Origin of the sequence: Curtobacterium sp. VKM Ac-1393, from assembly GCF_015350995.1 — a bacterium.
In the GTDB taxonomy this organism is placed as follows: Bacteria; Actinomycetota; Actinomycetes; order Actinomycetales; family Microbacteriaceae; genus Curtobacterium.
On record NZ_JADKRW010000001.1, the window covers coordinates 719178 to 736077 of the forward strand.

The window sequence follows — 16900 nt, forward strand, 5'->3', positions numbered from 1 at the left end:
GGAACCCACGTTCACCGCACCCCCTGCTGCTGCAGCCACATCTCGATCAGGCCGAGCTGCCAGAGCGCGTTCGCGCCGATCTCGGTCCGCGTGCTGTTCGGGTCCTGGAGCATCCGCTCGACCGTACCCGGGTCGAACAGACCACGTTCCCGCGCCTCCGGCGCGTGCAGTGCCGCGCGGACCCGCTCCAGGTACGGGCCCTCGAGCTGCCGGATCGCGGGCACCGGGAACGACCCCTTGCTGCGGTCGATGACGCTGTCGGGGACGATGCCGCGCGATGCCCGCTTCATGACGCCCTTGCCGCCGTCCGACAGCTTGAGCGCGGGCGGGATCGCACCGGCGAGCTCGACGAACTCGTGGTCCAGGAACGGCACGCGGGCCTCGAGGCCCCACGCCATCGTCATGTTGTCGACGCGCTTCACCGGGTCGTCGACGAGCATCGTCATCGTGTCGCTGCGGAGCGCGGCGTCGACACTCGTCTCGGCGCCCGGAACCGCGAACGAAGCGTCCACGAACGCCGACGGGGTGTCGTCGGCGCTCTTCCAGCGCTCCCCGAGCAGCCCCTGCAGCGCCGGCCACCGGCGGTCCATGAACACGGAGCGGTAGGCCTCGGCTGCCTGGTCGCGGGGGACGTCGGCGAGCGGCGGGTACCAGTCGTAGCCGGCGAGCACCTCGTCGGCGCCCTGGCCGGACTGCACGACCTTGACATGCTGCGAGACCTCCTGCGACAGCAGGTAGAACGCGACGCAGTCGTGGCTGACCATCGGCTCGCTCATCGCGGCGACCGCACCGTCGATGCCGTCGAGCAGCCGTGTCGAGGGGATGTGGATGCGGTGGTGGTCGGTGCCGAAGTGCTTCGCGACCTGGTCCGAGTACTCGAACTCGTCGCCGGACTCACCGCCCGCCGCCTCGAAGCCGATGCTGAACGTGGCGAGGTCCTGCTGGCCGGCCTCGGCGAGCAGCCCGACGACCAGGGACGAGTCGATGCCGCCGGACAGCAGCACGCCGACGGGGACGTCGGCCACCATGCGGCGCTCGACCGCCGTGCGGAGGGAGCCGATGAACGCCTGCTCCCAGTCGTGGTCGGTCCAGTCGGCCCTGGCGGGGTCGCGTTCGAACCGCGGCTCCCAGTAGACGGTGTCGCGCTCGGTGCCGTCGCGCTCGATCACCCGGACGGTGGCGGGCGGCAGCTTGCCGACGCCGGACAGGATCGTGCGGGGTGCCGGCACGATCGAGTGGAAGCTCATGTACGAGGCGAAGGCGACGGGGTCGATGGACGTGTCGATGCCGCTGCCGGAGCTGCCCGCGCCGCCGTCGCCCGCCAGGATCGCCGGCAGGGAGCTCGCGAACCGCAGCCCGCCGCGGACCTGCGCGACGTACAACGGCTTGATGCCGAGCCGGTCCCGCGCCAGGACCAGCCGGCCGCTGGCGTGCTCCCAGATCGCGATGGCGAACATGCCGATCAGGTGCTCGACGAAGGCCGTGCCCCACTCGGCGTAGGCGACGGCGATGACCTCGGTGTCCGACGTCGAGAAGAACTCGTGGCCCTTGCCGCGCAGCTCGTCACGCAGCTGCTCGTAGTTGTAGACCATGCCGTTGTAGGCGATCGTCAGTCCGGCCCGGGGCAGCACCATCGGCTGCGCACCGGCGGTGGACAGGTCGACGATCGACAGTCGCCGGTGGCCGAGCGCGACCGGCCCGCGTGCCCACAGTCCGTCGCCGTCGGGGCCGCGGTGCACCATGCACCCGGTCATCCGTGCCACTGCTCCGACGTCCGGGGCGGTGCCGTCGAACCGGATCTCGCCAGCGAGTCCACACATCAGCTGTCTCCCTCGGTCGCCGTCGCGGCGGATCCCACGATCCACGTGTCCTTGGCCCCGCCGCCGCGCGACGAGTTCACGACCATGCTGCCCTCGGGCGCGACCCGGGTCAGCGCGACGTCGGCCAGGTGCGCGTCGCCCGCTCCGGTGCCGGTCAGGTAGACGAACGCGCGCAGGTCGACGTGCCGGGGGTCGAGGCCCGCCGGTCCGATGGTCGGGTGCGACGACAGCTGCACGACCTCTTGGCCGACCCAACCCGTCGGGTCCGCGGCGATCTCGCGCCGTCGTTCGGCGACCTCGGGGGCGCTCGCGCTCGGCCCGATCAGGACCCCTCGTCCGCCCTCACCGTCGACCGGCTTCGTCACGAGTTCGCCGACGCGGTCGAGCACCGACAGCCGCTCGCCCTCGATGCTCGTGCGGTACGTCGGCACCGACTCGAGCAGCGGCTTCTCGTCCAGGTAGTACCAGATCAGGTCCGGCACGGTGACGTACATCGCCTTGTCGTCGACCAGCGCGTTGCCGGGGGCGTTGGACAGGTGGACGTGTCCGGCCTCGGCGACGTCGAGGATGCGGGCGCCCAGCTCCGGCGTGTGGTCCGCGGTCAGGGCGCGCACGTCGCGGTCGATCCGCAGGTACAGCCCGTCGAGCACGTCACCGGTGGTCGCGTCGACCACGCGTCCGTCACGGACGTCCAGGTCCGACCCGGCCAGGAGGCGCAGCCCGGCTCCGTCGGCCAGCCTGCGGTGCTCGAACCACGCGCCGGCGGCGGGGCCGTCGCTGACGAGTGCGAGCACCGGGTCCGGGTTGCCGGTCACCGCGGTCGCGTTCGTGCGCAGGGTCTCGCGCAGCCGGTCGATCACGCCGTGTGGATCGCGCAACAGCGCCGGCCGTGGGGCGTCCGGCACGACATCGTCCATCAGCTCGCGGAGCGCGATGCCGTACGCCACCCCGGAGGGCGACCGCACGTTGTCCTCGAGCACCCGCCAACCACCGAACTCGTTCCGCACCAGGTCGAAGCCGAGCACGGGCGCACGCACCGCGTGACCGGGCAGGCGCGAGGCATCGGGGTCCCAGCCGTTCGCGCCGACGAACTGGTGCTCGTCCATGACCCCGTCGGCCACGATCCGCCGCTCGCCGTACACGTCGCGCAGGAACAGCTCGATCGCCCGTGCCCGCTGACCGAGGCCGCGCTCGAGCTGTGCCCACTCGTACGCGCTGATCGTCCGCGGCACCAGGTCGCACCCGAAGGCCTGCACGCCGCCGTCCACGACGAACCCGACCTCGTGCTCGCGGGTCCAGGCGTCGCGCGCGGCGCAGTGCGCGTTCGTGGTGTCGGCGTCCCAGGCGGTGAAGTACGTCGCCAGGTCGCGGAACGCCGGACGGGGGCGGGCACCGGGGCCGACCGCTTCGTCGCCGGCGCGCACGCGGTACCCGGGGACCGCGACCGCCGGGTCCTCGTCGCGGCCGGACGGCGTGCCGGCGGTGTCCTCCACCACCAGGGCGACGACGTCGTCGAGCTCGCCGCGCTCGGCGTACGCGGTGCGCTGCCGGTCGGTGGAGTTGCCGCGGGCCAGGGTGTCCTCGAGCAGGTCCGTGACGGTTCCCCAGTCGCCGAGTTCCTCGAGCTGCGGCCGGAGGCGTGACACGAGCTGCCGGACCGCGACCTCGGCCGGCAGGCGTTCCGGGTGCTGCCCGAGGCCGAGCAGTTCGCCGCTCAGCCCGGTGCGTGCCGCTTGCCACATCGCCGCACGGTGCAGGGGCTCGCTGCGGGGGTGCCACTCGGCGCCGGACTCGACGGCGATCTCGGCCTTCCGCACCGCGGCCCGGAACAGCCCGGCGATCAGGACGGCGTCGTCGACGATCGGAGTGGCGTCGCAGACCCGGAGCTCAAGCGTCGGAGCGTGCGACGACGGCCGTACGTCGAAGTACGCCATCTTCTTGTCGGCGATCACCCCCGAGGCGATCAGGTCGTCGAGCACCTTGTCGTACTCCGCCGCGCTCGACACCCGACCGAAGCTGCCCGCCGACGGCCACCGCTGCCAGATGATGCTGCGGAACGACGAGTACCCGGTGTCCTGCCCGTTCCAGAACGGACTCGACGCGCTCAGGGCCAGCAGCACCGGCAGCACCGGGGCCACCCGCTGGGCGATCTGCACCGCCAGGTCACGGTCGCTCACACCGACGTGCACCTGCAGGCCGCAGATGAGCTGCTCGTCGACGAGCATCCGATACTGCTCCTGCATCCGGCCGTAGCGCCCGCCGCTGGTGAGCTCGAAGTCGGCGTACTCGGACCGCGGTGCCGTACCGACCGACGCGATGGTGACCCCGGCCGGTGCGATCGCGGCGCTGAGCTCACGGCGCAGGTCGACGATCACCCGCCGCAGGTCGTCGAGGGTGCGCACCACGGGGGTGTTCGTCTCGATGGTCGTGCGCTGCAGTTCCGCGCCGAAGCGGTCGGCGGGCAGCTTGGGCAGAAGGCGCGGGGCCTTCGCGGAAAGTCGGCCGGACTCGAGGTCGATGAGGTGCAGCTCTTCCTCGGCGCCGAGCGTCAGCTCTGCACTCATGGCTGGAACCTACGCGTGGCTGCTGTGGTGCGCGCCGCGGCACACCGCCCGACTCGTGCCCGTAACACGCCCGTCAACCGAGCGTCACGAGCACTGCTCCGCCCGGCCGCACCGTGCTGTGGACGCACCACACGTTCGGACGGGAGGCACGACGCCAGCCCGCCACGCGCCTCCCGTCCGCACCGTGCGCACCTCGCCACCCCGTGCGAGGTTCCACGCACCGTGCCCGGTTACAAGCGCGCACCACGCGCGCAACCTCGCACCAGCCCGCGCACCCCGCACCGTGCGCACCGCGCCGACCCCGCACCAGCCCGCGAAAGCCGCACCGTGCGAGCGCCGGCCCGCCGCCCGCCTACCCCCGCGTCCGCGCCAACCGCCGGTTGAGCGCACCGTTCAGCAGCGCCACGAGCAGCCCCACCGCGAACACGAGCGTCCCGAAGCACAGCACCTGCGGCGGCATGCCGGCCTTCGCGGCCCCGTACACGAACAGCGGGAAGGTGACGGCTGGCCCGGCGACGAACGAGGTGATGACGTAGTCGTCGATCGACATCGCGAGCGCCAGCAGCCCCGCCGCGAGCATGCCCGGCGCGAGCAGCGGCAGGGTGACGAGCCGGAAGGCCTGGAACGGCGTCGCACCGAGGTCGCTCGCGGCCTCTTCGAGCACCTGCGACGTGCCGGAGATCCGCGCCCGGAGCACCACCACGACGTACGCGACGTCGAACGCCACGTGCGTGATCAGCACCGTCAGGAACCCGGTGCCGAGCCCCACCGACAAGAAGAAGGAGAGCGACGCCGAGCCGACCACGATGGACGGCGCCGCGATGTCCGCGAAGACGACGGCGTTCACGGCACCGCGGCCGGGGAACCGGTACCGCTCGAGCGCCAGGGCCAGCGGCAGCCCGATCGCGACCGAGACGATCGCGGCGAGGAACGCGACCAGGACCGAGGTGACGAACGCCGACCCGAGCCCGGAGACGTTGACCAGGTTCGCGTACCAGTAGGTCGTGAAGCCGTTCCAGGCGAAGGACAGTCGGTTCGTCGGGGCGTCGTTGAACGAGTACACGATCATGTAGACGATCGGCACGAGCGTGATCGCGATGGTGACCCAGTAGATGATCGCGAGCCAGGGCCCGCGCCGGTTCACGCCGTGGCGGCTCGGGCCGCGGGCGATCCCGCCGGTGGCCGGTGCGGCGGACGATCGGGTCGGTGCGACGGCGGTCATACGAGGTCCTCGAGGTCGTCGGTGCCGGAGACGCGGGCGTAGATGAACAGGATGATGCCGAGCACCACCATGAGCACGGTCGACAGTGCCGCCGCGACGTTGTACTGCTGGTTGCCGGAGTAGGCGTCCTGGATCGCCTGGCCGATCGTGTACGTGTTCGTGCCGCCGAGCAGCGCCGAGTTCACCGGGTCGCCGACGCTGTCGATGAACACGAGCAGCACCCCGGCGAAGATGCCCGAGCGGGACAGCGGCAGCGTGGTGTGCCAGAACGCCCGGAACTTGCCGGCGTACAGGTCGTTGGCGGCTTCGCCGAGTCGCGGGTCGATGCGTTCGAGTGCGGCGTAGATCGGCAGCACCATGAACGCCAGGTCGTTGTACGCGTCGCCGAAGATCACCGCGCCGCCGGTCCCGAGGATGTGGAAGTCCTTGCCGGCCAGGCCGATCGCCTGCAGGAACGTGACGACCGGGCCCTGCGACGCGAGCACGAACGCCCACATGTCGGTACGGATGATGAACGACACCAGGAAGCTCACGAACACGAGCATGAGCAGCGGGTTCTTCCACCTCGGGGACACCCGGAACGCGATGAAGTACGCCACCGGGTACCCGACGATGATGGTCACGACCGTGGCTGCTGCGCCGTACCAGAGGGATCGGAGCAGGAACGTCAGGTACGGCACCTGCGGGTCGATGAACAGCGAGCCGTAGATCCCCCAGTTCCACGTGAAGGTGTACCCGTCGTCCGGGTTGCCCGACATCAGCGAGACGATGAGCCCTGACACGAGCGGGATGACGAAGAACACGCAGAGGTACGCGGTCCCGACCAACGCGAGCAGGAACGGTGTGCCGCGACCCCGCCCCCGGCGGACCGGAGCCGGACCCGGACCCGCGCCCGGTGTCGGTGTGGCACCCGGGCCGGCGACGCCGACGGCGGTCACGACTGCACCACCGCGTTGAAGATGCCGTTCCACTCCGAGTACTCGTCGTAGTTCTCGAACACCCGGAACTCGTGCGACTTGTCGAGCACCTCGGACGAGGGGAACACCAGCGGACTGTCCGCCACCGTCGCGTCGTCGAGCTCGTTCCGCACGTAGTCCTCGGCGCCGGGGACCGGGCAGACGTAGTTGACGTAGTCCTCGACGATGCCGGCGATCTTCGGCGTGTAGTAGAAGTCCATCCACTCGAGGGCGGCCACCGGGTTCTCCGCCTGCCGGGGGATCATGAGGTTGTCGTGCCACATCATCTGGCCCTCCTCCGGCGTCACGAACTTCAGGTCCTCGAACCCGGACTGCTGCGCCTGGAAGACGTCGCCCGACCACGCCTGGGTGATCCACGTGTCGCCGTTCTCCAACCGGTTGATGTAGCTCTGGTCGTAGAACCCGGTGACGCTCGGGCGCAGTTTCCGCAACCAGGCCTGCGCTTTCCGCCAGTCCGCCGGGGTCGAGGTCTCGGGGGCGATGCCGTTCGCGAGCAGTCCGAGGGAACCGAGCTCGGTGTTGTCGCTCATCAGTCCGACGCGGCCCGCGAACGCCGGGTCGAGCAGGTCCTGGAACGACGTGATCTCGCGGTCGATGTACTTCGGGTTGTAGGCGATCCCGGTGAACCCGGTCTGCCAGACGACGGAGTGCTTGTTGCCGGGGTCGTACGTCGGGTCCTTCACCGAGTCCCCCGCGTTCGCCGCGAAGTTCGGCAGCCGCGAGTGGTCGAGCTCGCACACGAAGCCGTTCTTGATCATCTGGGTCAACTCGAACCCGTTGGTCATCACGACCAGGTCGTAGCCGGTGGCACCCTGCGCCCGCAGGATCGGCGAGACGGTCGCGTAGAAGGTCGCGTTGTCCTGGATCACCGCCTGGTAGTCGACGCTGATGCCGGTGGCTTTCTGGAACAACGCGAGCGACTCCGACTTGCCGTGGTCGGAGTCGATGTAGAGCGGCCAGTTCGCGAAGTTCAGCGTCTTGGTCGCCTTCGCGTCCTTCCAGAACGCGGTCCAGTCGACGGCGTTCTCGGCCACGGACGCGGCCGAGCCCTTGATGCTGCAGCCCGCCAGCAGTGCGGCGACGGCGGCGGCGCCGCCACCGGCCAACAGGCCCCGTCGACTGAGCCGCGCGGACGTCAGTCCGCGCAGCAGGTCCGGGCCGGCTCCCCCGCCGGTCACGCGAGCGATCCTGCCGTGGCGGGTGCGGACGGGAGGCCCGTGGCGGCGTGGGCGGTGACGGACGCGTCGGACGCGGGGTGCGCCTCCAGGCCGAAACCGTGGTCGACGCCCCACGTGAGCCAGACCTCGGTGCCGGTCGCGATCCGCGGCCCGCCCTTCGAGTTCTGCGCGAACACCGAGACGCGGCCGGCGCCGGGGACGTCCACCAGGTACTGGGTGCTGACGCCGGAGAACGAGACGTCGACCACGCGGCCGGGGCCGAGGATGTTGCGGCCGGCTTCGGGGGTGGGCTCCGAGGTGCGGATCTTGAGCTTCTCCGGACGGACGCCGACGACGACGCTGCCCGAGGTCGAGACGGCGCGGTCGGCCGGGACGGCGATGGTGCCCGCCGGGGTCGCGACCACGAGCAGCGGGCCGTCGGTGCCGCGGACCTCGCCCTCGAGCAGGTTCGACTGGCCGAGGAAGTTCGCGACGAACGCGGTGCGGGGCAGCTCGTACAGGTCCTGGGGGCTGCCCATCTGCTCGATCCGGCCGCCGTTCATGACGGCGACCGTGTCGGCCATCGTCATCGCTTCTTCCTGGTCGTGGGTGACGTGCAGGAAGGTGAGCCCGACCTCGGCCTGGATCGTCTTCAGCTCGAGCTGCATCTGGTGCCGGAGCTTCAGGTCGAGCGCGCCGAGCGGCTCGTCGAGCAGCAGCAGGGCCGGCCGGTTCACGATCGCGCGGGCCAGGGCGACGCGCTGCTGCATGCCGCCGGACAGCGAAGCCGGGCGCTTGTCGGCGGACGCGTCGAGTTCGACCAGGTGCAGGGCCTCGCGCGCCTTCGTCATCGGGTCCGGGATCCGCCGCCGCTTCAGGCCGAACGCGACGTTGTCGAGCACGCTCATGTGCGGGAACAGCGCGTAGTTCTGGAACACCGTGTTGACGGGCCGCTGGTACGGCTTCGTGTCGGTGACGTCCTTGCCGCCGATGGTGATGGTGCCGCTCGTGGGTTCCTCGAGGCCGGCCACGAGCCGCAGCGTCGTGGTCTTGCCGCAGCCCGAGGGGCCGAGCAGGGCGAAGAACGAGCCGGCGGGCACCGTCAGGTCGAGGGCGTCGACCGCGGTGTGCCCGGGGAACGACTTGGTGATCTGCTCGAGCCGGAGATCGGCTCCGGATTCGGCGAACGTGCCGGTCATTGCCATGGTGCCTCCTGCTGCGTCGGACGGGTCGGGATCAGCCGATGTAGGACATGACGTGCTTGATGCGGGTGTAGTCGTCGAACCCGTACTGGGACAGGTCCTTGCCGTAGCCGGAGTGCTTGAAACCGCCGTGCGGCATCTCGGCGACGATCGGGATGTGGGTGTTGATCCACACGCACCCGAAGTCCAGGTCGCGGGCGAAGCGCATCGCCCGCGAGTGGTCGGTCGTCCACACCGAGCTCGCGAGCCCGTACTCGACGCCGTTCGCGGCGCGCAGTACTTCGTCCTCGGTCGTGAAGCGCTGCACGGTCTGCACCGGGCCGAAGACCTCCTGTTGCACGATGCGGTCGTCCTGCCGCAGGCCGGACACGATCGTGGCCTGGTGGAAGTAGCCGACGTCGCCCTGCCGCCCGCCGCCGAGCTCGATCGTGGCGTGGTCGGGCAGGGTGTCGAGGAAGGACCGGACCTGGGCGAGCTGGTTCGCGTTGTTGACCGGGCCGAAGTACGGGGTGGCCGTGTCGGCGCCGGTCCGCGCGTTCGCCCGGGCTTCCTCGGCGAGGGCCGCCACGAACTCGTCGTGGATGCCGTCCTGCACGAGCACCCGGGTGGCGGCGGTGCAGTCCTGCCCGGCGTTGAAGAACCCCGCGGCGACGATTCCGGCGACGGCGGACGGGATGTCGGCGTCGTCGAACACGATCACCGGGGCCTTGCCGCCGAGCTCGAGGTGGGTGCGCTTCAGGTCGCCGGCGGCAGCGCGGGCGACCTCCATGCCGGCGCGGACCGACCCGGTGATCGACACGAGCTGTGGCGTCGGGTGGTCGATCATCGCGGCGCCGGTGGTGCGGTCGCCGACGACGACGTTGAGCACGCCGGGCGGCAGGAACTCGGCGGCGACCTCGGCGAGCAGCAGGGTGGAGAGCGGAGTGGTGTCACTCGGCTTGAGCACGGTGGTGTTGCCCGCGGCGAGCGCCGGGGCGAACTTCCACACCGCCATGTTGAGCGGGTAGTTCCACGGGGTGACCTGCGCGACCACGCCGATGGGCTCGCGCCGGACGAACGAGGTGTGGTCGGTCATGTACTCGCCGGCGCTGCGGCCCTCGAGGTTCCGGGCAGCTCCGGCGAAGAAGCGGATCTGGTCGACGGACAGCAGGATCTCGTCCTCGACCAGGGTGGCACGGGGCTTGCCGGTGTCGAGGGACTCCAGGTCCGCGAACTCCGCCGCCCGCGCTTCCATGGCGTCCGCGATCCGGAACAGCGCGAGCTGCCGTTCGCCGGGGGTCGTGCGGCGCCAGGTCGCGAACGCGGTGCTCGCGCTCGCGAACGCGGCGTCGACGTCGGCCGCGGTGGACACCGGCGAGGTGCCGTAGACCTGCTCGGTGGCCGGGTCGACGAGGTCGAAGGCGGCCTCGGCGCTCGAGGCGACCGAGGCGCCACCGATGAAGTTCTGCACGGCGTGCGACATGGCGGCGATCCTGACACGGATTCCGGCGGTTCGGAAGACTTGTAACAACGGAAATCGTCGCGAAACACGGTGTTCACAACGGAATCCCTTGCGCGCTCCGAGCCTCGCTGCCATGCTGTCCGGCATGGCGGCAGCACCACGACGTCCGGGACCGATCGACGACACCTCGAAGCGGATCATCGAACAACTCCAGGCGGACGGCCGCCGTCCGTACGGCGAGATCGGCAAGGCCGTCGGTCTCAGCGAGGCGGCGGTCCGGCAGCGCGTCCAGAAGCTGACCGAGACCGGCGTCATGCAGATCGTCGCGGTCACCGACCCGATGCAGCTGGGCTTCCACCGCCAGGCGATGATCGGCATCCGGGTCAGCGGCGACACCCGAACCGTCGCCGATGCCCTGGAGCAGCTGCCGGCGGTCGACTACCTCGTGATGACCGCCGGCAGCTTCGACCTGATGGTCGAGGTCGTCTGCGAGGACGACGACGACCTCATCGAACTGCTCAACGGCACGATCCGGGCCATCCCGGGCGTCGCCGGCACCGAGACCTTCGTCTACCTGCAACTCCGCAAACAGCTCTACGACTGGGGAACGCGATGACCATCTCCGAAACGACCAGCGGCCAGGCCACCGGCCAGTCCACCCGCCTCGGGTCCTACGACCCGTTCGCGCCGGTCGACGACGCCGACCTGCAGCGGAAGTCCCGGGACCACCTGTGGATGCACTTCGCCCGGCACGGTGCGAACCAGGCCGGAGCCGACGTGCCGATCATGGTGCGTGGCGAGGGCCACCACGTCTACGACAGCCACGGCAAGGGCTACATTGACGGCCTGTCCGGCCTGTTCGTCGTCGCCGCCGGCCACGGCCGCAAGCGCCTGGCCGAGATGGCCGCGAAGCAGGCGGAGACGCTGAGCTTCTTCCCGATCTGGTCCTACGCGCACCCGGCGGCCATCGAACTCGCCGACCGTCTGGCCGAGCACGCCCCCGGTGACCTCAACAAGGTCTTCTACTCGACGGGTGGCGGCGAGGCGGTGGAGACCGCCTTCAAGCTCGCGAAGTACTACTGGAAGCTCCAGGGCAAGCCGATGAAGCACAAGGTGATCTCGCGCGCGGTGGCCTACCACGGCACCCCGCAGGGCGCCCTGGCGATCACCGGCATCCCGGCGATGAAGCAGATGTTCGAGCCCCTGACGCCCGGCGGTTTCCGGGTGCCGAACACGAACTACTACCGCGCCGAGGAGATGGGCTTCCCCGGAGGCACCGAGGAGCAGTTCGGCTTCTGGGCGGCGGAACGCATCCGCGAGATGATCGAGTTCGAGGGTCCCGACACCGTCGCCGCGGTGTTCCTCGAGCCGGTGCAGAACTCCGGCGGCTGCTTCACGCCGCCGCCGGGGTACTTCCAGCGGGTGCGCGAGATCTGTGACGAGTACGACGTGCTGCTCGTCTCCGACGAGGTCATCTGCGCCTTCGGCCGGATCGGCACCATGTTCGCCTGCGACACCTACGACTTCGTGCCGGACATGATCACGTGCGCGAAGGCGATGACCTCGGGGTACTCCCCCATCGGCGCGACGATCATCAGCGACAAGCTCTTCGAGCCGTTCTCCAAGGGCGACACGACCTTCTACCACGGGTACACGTTCGGCGGGCACCCGGTGTCGGCCGCCGTCGCGATGGAGAACCTCGACATCTTCGAGGAAGAGGGCCTGCTCGCGAACGTGCGGCAGAACGCGCCGCTGTTCAAGGCCGAGCTCGACACCCTGAAGGACCTGCCGATCGTCGGGGACGTCCGCGGCGACGGCTACTTCTACGGCATCGAGCTCGTCAAGGACAAGGCCACCAAGACCACCTTCGACGACGACGAGTCCGAGCGGCTGCTGCGCGGGTTCCTGTCGAAGGCGCTGTTCGACGCCGGGCTGTACTGCCGGGCCGACGACCGCGGCGACCCGGTCGTGCAGCTCGCTCCGCCGCTGACCATCGGGCAGCCGGAGTTCCGCGAGATCACCTCGATCCTGCGGAGCGTCCTGTCCGAGGCCTCGTCGAAGGTCTGACCGTGAGCGGCTACCGGGGCGTCTCGTTCTGGCTCGACCAGCTCGCGTCCACCGGACGCGACGACCTGGCGCCCCGGCCGCCGCTCGACGGCGACACGACCGCGGACGTCGCGATCGTCGGCGGTGGACTGACGGGTCTCTGGACCGCCTGGTACCTGCACCAGGCCGACCCGGGCCTCCAGATCGTCGTCCTGGAACGCGAGATCGCCGGGTTCGGCGCCTCCGGGCGCAACGGCGGCTGGTGCTCGGCGCTGTTCCCGCGCTCAGCGGAGTCCGTCGCGCGCGAGCACGGCCGCGACGCCGCACTCGCGCTGCGCGCTGCGATGCGCGACACCGTCGACGAGGTCGGCCGCGCAGCGGCCGAAGCCGGGGTCGACTGCGACTACGTGAAGGGCGGCACCGTCCTCTACGCACGCTCCGCCGTGCAGGAACGCGCGGCGCACGACGAGGTCGTGTCGTCGGCCGAGTGGGGCGACGCCATGACCTGGCGCGCGGCCCGGCCCGGCGACGCCGCCGGATCGGCGGGGGTCGCGTGGACCCCGGACTGCGCGCGCGTGCAGCCCGCCGCACTGGTGCGTGGCCTGGCGGCCGCCCTGGAGGCCCGGGGCGTCCGGATCGCGGAGCACACGCCCGCCTCGTCGTGGGACCACGGGCGTGTGGTCACGTCGCGTGGGACCGTCACGGCCGGCGCCGTGGTGATCGCAGTCGAGGGGTACGGCGCGCAGCTGGAGCAGACGAAGCGGCGGATCCTGCCGCTGTACTCCCTCATGACCGCCACGGCACCGCTGCCCGCGGCGGTGTGGGACCGCATCGGCCTCGAGCACGGGCAGACGTTCTCCGACTACCGCCACCTGCTCGTGTACGGGCAGCGCACGGCGGACGACCGACTGGCGTTCGGCGGACGCGGCGCCCGCTACCACTGGGGGTCCGCGATCACCCCCGGCTACGACCGGGTACCACGCGTGTTCGAGCACCTGCGGGGGTCCCTGGTGGAGCTGTTCCCGGCCGTCACCGACGCCCCGATCACCCACACGTGGGGCGGCCCGCTCGGGGTGCCACGCGACTGGTGCGCCTCGGTCACCTGGGACGGCCACGTCGGGACCGCCGGCGGCTACGTCGGCGACGGACTGTCGACGACGAACCTGGCCGGTCGGACGCTCGCCGACCTCGTGCGCGGGGTCACGTCGCCGCTCACCGCGCTGCCGTGGGTGAACCACCGCTCGCCCGACTGGGAGCCGGAGCCCCTGCGGTTCCTCGGGGCGAACGCCGGGCTCGTGGCGACTGACCTGGCCGACCGCGAAGAAGCACTCACCGGGCGGCCGAGTCTGGCGGCCCGGCTGATGGCGCCGCTGACGGGAGGGCACTGATGGATGCCGACGTCGTCGTCGTGGGGGCCGGGGTCTCCGGGCTGGCCGCTGCCCGGGCGCTCGCGCTCGGGGGCCAGCGGGTCGTCGTGCTCGAGGCCCGCGACCGGATCGGCGGACGGACCTGGACCGACTCCGCGCTCGGGGTGCCCGTCGACCTCGGTGCCTCGTGGATCCACGGCATCGACGGCAACCCGCTCTGGGCCCTGGCTCCCCGGTTCGGCATCGAGACCGTCGAGTTCACGGTCGGGAGCTTCCAGTTCGACGGCCGACCGATCGCCTGGCACGGCCCCTCCGGCGCGCCCCTGTCCGAGGCTTCGGCGTCGGCGTTCGTCGCGGACCTGCACACCGTCGACGCCGCCCTGGACACCGTCGTCGCACACGCTCCACCGCCCTCGACCTACGCGGCCGCCGTCGACACCGTGCTGCGGTCCCTGCTGTGGCAGGGCGACCGGGCTGCACGGGTCCGCGAGTACATGGCGCACCGCTCCGAGGACCTCTGCGGCGCACCCGTCACGGTCCTCGACGCCCGCGGGCTCGAAGAAGAACACGTCCCCGGCGACGAGGTGGTGTTCCCCGGTGGCTACGCCCAGTACGCGCACGCCCTGGCGGTCGGACTCGACGTGCGCCTGTCCTCCGTCGTCGCCACCGTGCGTTCGTCGTCTTCGGGCGTGGTCGTCGGGCTCGCCGACGGCACGACCGTGTCCGCTGCGGAGGTCGTCGTCACCGTGCCGCTCGGCGTGCTGCAGGCCGGCGACGTGACGTTCGACCCGCCGCTCGCCGAGGCGGTCACCGATGCGATGGGCCGGCTCGGGATGGGGGCCTACGACAAGGTCTTCCTGCGGTTCCCGGAGCGGTTCTGGGGCGAGTCGTGGGTGGTGCGCCAGCAGGGGTCCGCCGGTGTCGACTGGCACTCCTGGTACGACATGTCCCGCGTGACCGGCGCGCCCGTGCTGGCTGCCCTGGTCGGTGGGACCGGGGCCCGGCGCCTCGAGACACTGCCGGACGCGATGATCGTCGAAGAAGGGGTCGGCGGGCTGCGGCGGATGTTCGGTGCCGCTGTCCCCGAGCCCGAGGCGTTCCGCATCACCCGGTGGGCCGACGACCCGTTCTCGCGCGGCTCGTACTCGTACCTGCACGTGGGGGCATCACCGGACGACCACGACCTGCTCGGCACCGTGTCCGGCCGGGTGCAGCTCGCCGGCGAGGCCACGTGGGGCGACGACCCGGCGACGGTGCACGGTGCGCTGCTCTCCGGGCTGCGGGCGGCGGGGCGGTTGCTCGGTGCCGAGGTCGACACGCTCGCCCTCGCGACACCCCTCGGCGCCTGACCGGTCCCCGTCCCGCGCCCCCGCCCCGCCCGCGCGTCTCGCCCGTCTCGCCCGTCGCCCCCGGGGTTCCAAAATCTCGGAACCCCGACGCGCTGAGCGGGCCGCTGTGGAACCTCGACGGACGTGAGCGGTGTGTTGTGGAACCTCGGGCGCCCCGAACCGACGCGCCGCGACGGGTCCGCTGCGCGCCCGACCAGTGCGCGACACTCACACCGTGACCCCGACCACGACCCGACACCGCCACGAACACCGCGCGCCGGTCGCGATCGCCGTCCTGGTCAACCTCGGCCTCGGCCTGTTCCTGCCGAACGAGGTGCTGTTCTTCCCGTCGTGGGTCGTGCCGGTGCTCGGCGTCCTGCTCCTCGCCCCGCTCGTCGTCTTCAACCCGCGACGACTGACCCGCGAGACGACCTGGTCGCGGTGGGTGTCGTTCTCGTTGGCGATCCTGCTGACCGTTGCGAACCAGTTGACCGTGGTCCGGACGATCGGACAGCTGCTCGGTGGCCATGCGGAGGGCGGTGCGGTGCTGCTCACCGCCCTGCAGGTGTGGGTGAGCAGCATCATCGCGTTCGGACTCGTGTACTGGGAGCTCGACCGGGGCGGGCCGGTGGCTCGTCGCCGCCCGGAACTGTGGGCGAGCGACGAGGCCGACTTCCAGTTCCCGCAGGAGACCGATCCGAAGACCGCTGCGTGGCGTCCGGTCTACCTCGACTACCTCTACGTGGCGCTGACGAACATGATGGCGTTCAGCCCGACCGACACCATGCCGATGACCGTCCGCGCGAAGATGATCATGGCCTACCAGTCCCTCGGCGGGTTCATCCTGCTGGCCCTGGTCATCTCGCGCGCGGTCAACATCATCAGCTGAGGTCGCTCAGGAGCCGTGCGCCTCTTCCGACACCGGCTGCCACTCGCGCCAGGTCGCCAGGCGGGACTCGTAGTCCTTCTCGGCGATGCCGAGCGGGGCCTTGCCGAAGAACACGCGCAGGGGCGGCTGCTCGGCGTCGACGACCTTGAGGATCGCCGAACGGGTCGCTTCGGGATTGCCGGGGTCAGCGGCCGACGGGCGCTTCGACGCGGCCTCGCGGACGTCGGCGTAGGCGGCGATCTCGTCACTCTTCTTCGACGACGGTCCGGACCAGTCGGTCGAGAACCCACCGGGCTCGATGAGGGTCACGTGGATCCCGAAGCCGGCGACCTCCTGCGACAGCGACTGCGACAGCCCCTCGAGTGCCCACTTCGACGCGTGGTAGGCGCCGACCGTCGGGAACGCGCTGATCCCGCCGATGCTCGACACCTGGATGACGTGCCCGGAGCCCTGCTCGCGCATGATCGGCAGCGCGGCCTGGGTGACCCAGAGCGCCCCGAACAAGTTCGTCTCGAGCTGGGCGCGGACCTCGTCCTCGGTGAGTTCCTCGACCATCCCGAAGTGGCCGTAGCCCGCGTTGTTCACGACCACGTCGACCGAACCGAAGTGCTCCGCCGCGCGCTGCACCGCCGCGAAGTCCGCGGCACGGTCCGTGACGTCGAGCTGCAGCCCGAGGAACGTGTCCGGGTACTGGTCGACGAGTGCCTGCACGTCGTCGGTGTTCCGGGCCGTACCGGCGACGGAGTCTCCGCGTTCGAGGGCGGCTTCCGCCCACTCGCGGCCGAAGCCCTTCGATGCTCCGGTGATGAACCAGGTCTTGCTCATGTTGTCTCCTCCTGAGATCTGACGCGATCAGGCAACGCCCCGCGCCCCGGTGGCACCTGGAG

The 16900-nt window shown here is 70.9% G+C and carries 13 protein-coding genes; 5 read left to right on the forward strand and 8 right to left on the reverse strand.

The window, feature by feature from the left end:
- Positions 1–11: 11 nt before the first annotated feature.
- The 7 genes from ITJ59_RS03415 to ITJ59_RS03445 all read right to left on the reverse strand — a co-directional run bounded on the left by ITJ59_RS03415 (position 12) and on the right by ITJ59_RS03445 (position 10404).
- Positions 12–1820: an N-acetylglutaminylglutamine amidotransferase gene (locus ITJ59_RS03415; RefSeq protein ID WP_194649712.1), complete on the reverse strand. Its 1809-nt coding sequence runs from the start codon at positions 1818–1820 to the stop codon at positions 12–14.
- Positions 1820–4384 carry a glutamate--cysteine ligase gene (locus ITJ59_RS03420; RefSeq protein ID WP_194649713.1) on the reverse strand — a complete coding sequence of 855 codons (2565 nt, stop codon included), beginning with the start codon at positions 4382–4384 and terminating at the stop codon, positions 1820–1822. The genes ITJ59_RS03415 and ITJ59_RS03420 overlap by 1 nt, the downstream gene beginning before the upstream one ends.
- A gap of 352 nt (positions 4385–4736) precedes the next feature.
- The gene (locus ITJ59_RS03425) at positions 4737–5606 is read right to left on the reverse strand and encodes an ABC transporter permease (RefSeq protein ID WP_194649714.1); all 870 of its coding nucleotides are present in this window, start codon (positions 5604–5606) and stop codon (positions 4737–4739) included.
- On the reverse strand, positions 5603–6544 hold the full coding sequence (locus ITJ59_RS03430) for an ABC transporter permease (RefSeq protein ID WP_194649715.1): 942 nt from the start codon (positions 6542–6544) through the stop codon (positions 5603–5605). The genes ITJ59_RS03425 and ITJ59_RS03430 overlap by 4 nt, the downstream gene beginning before the upstream one ends.
- Positions 6541–7761 carry a spermidine/putrescine ABC transporter substrate-binding protein gene (locus ITJ59_RS03435; protein WP_323749385.1) on the reverse strand — a complete coding sequence of 407 codons (1221 nt, stop codon included), beginning with the start codon at positions 7759–7761 and terminating at the stop codon, positions 6541–6543. Before ITJ59_RS03435 ends, ITJ59_RS03430 begins: the two co-directional genes overlap by 4 nt.
- Positions 7758–8945, reverse strand: coding sequence for an ABC transporter ATP-binding protein (locus ITJ59_RS03440; RefSeq protein WP_194649716.1), 1188 nt, complete (start codon positions 8943–8945; stop codon positions 7758–7760). The genes ITJ59_RS03435 and ITJ59_RS03440 overlap by 4 nt, the downstream gene beginning before the upstream one ends.
- Before the next feature lie 31 nt (positions 8946–8976).
- Positions 8977–10404: a gamma-aminobutyraldehyde dehydrogenase gene (locus ITJ59_RS03445; protein WP_194649717.1), complete on the reverse strand. Its 1428-nt coding sequence runs from the start codon at positions 10402–10404 to the stop codon at positions 8977–8979.
- A 112-nt stretch (positions 10405–10516) separates the two neighbouring features.
- Here ITJ59_RS03445 and ITJ59_RS03450 point away from each other — a divergent pair, with 112 nt between their 5' ends.
- The 5 genes from ITJ59_RS03450 to ITJ59_RS03470 all read left to right on the forward strand — a co-directional run bounded on the left by ITJ59_RS03450 (position 10517) and on the right by ITJ59_RS03470 (position 16013).
- Positions 10517–10999 (forward strand): Lrp/AsnC family transcriptional regulator, encoded by a 483-nt coding sequence (locus ITJ59_RS03450; protein WP_035809531.1) that lies wholly within the window; start codon positions 10517–10519, stop codon positions 10997–10999.
- Positions 11000–11118: 119 nt separating this feature from the next.
- The gene (locus tag ITJ59_RS03455; RefSeq protein WP_416354852.1) at positions 11119–12450 is read left to right on the forward strand and encodes an aspartate aminotransferase family protein; all 1332 of its coding nucleotides are present in this window, start codon (positions 11119–11121) and stop codon (positions 12448–12450) included.
- A 2-nt stretch (positions 12451–12452) separates the two neighbouring features.
- Positions 12453–13817, forward strand: a complete 1365-nt coding sequence (locus ITJ59_RS03460; protein WP_194649719.1) for an NAD(P)/FAD-dependent oxidoreductase — start codon at positions 12453–12455, stop codon at positions 13815–13817.
- Positions 13817–15145, forward strand: coding sequence for a flavin monoamine oxidase family protein (locus ITJ59_RS03465; protein ID WP_194649720.1), 1329 nt, complete (start codon positions 13817–13819; stop codon positions 15143–15145). Before ITJ59_RS03460 ends, ITJ59_RS03465 begins: the two co-directional genes overlap by 1 nt.
- Positions 15146–15359: 214 nt before the next feature.
- Positions 15360–16013 (forward strand): DUF1345 domain-containing protein, encoded by a 654-nt coding sequence (locus ITJ59_RS03470; RefSeq protein ID WP_194649721.1) that lies wholly within the window; start codon positions 15360–15362, stop codon positions 16011–16013.
- Between the two features lie 6 nt (positions 16014–16019).
- Here ITJ59_RS03470 and ITJ59_RS03475 read toward each other — a convergent pair whose 3' ends face one another.
- Positions 16020–16838 carry an SDR family oxidoreductase gene (locus tag ITJ59_RS03475; RefSeq protein ID WP_194649722.1) on the reverse strand — a complete coding sequence of 273 codons (819 nt, stop codon included), beginning with the start codon at positions 16836–16838 and terminating at the stop codon, positions 16020–16022.
- Between the last annotated feature and the right edge of the window lie 62 nt (positions 16839–16900).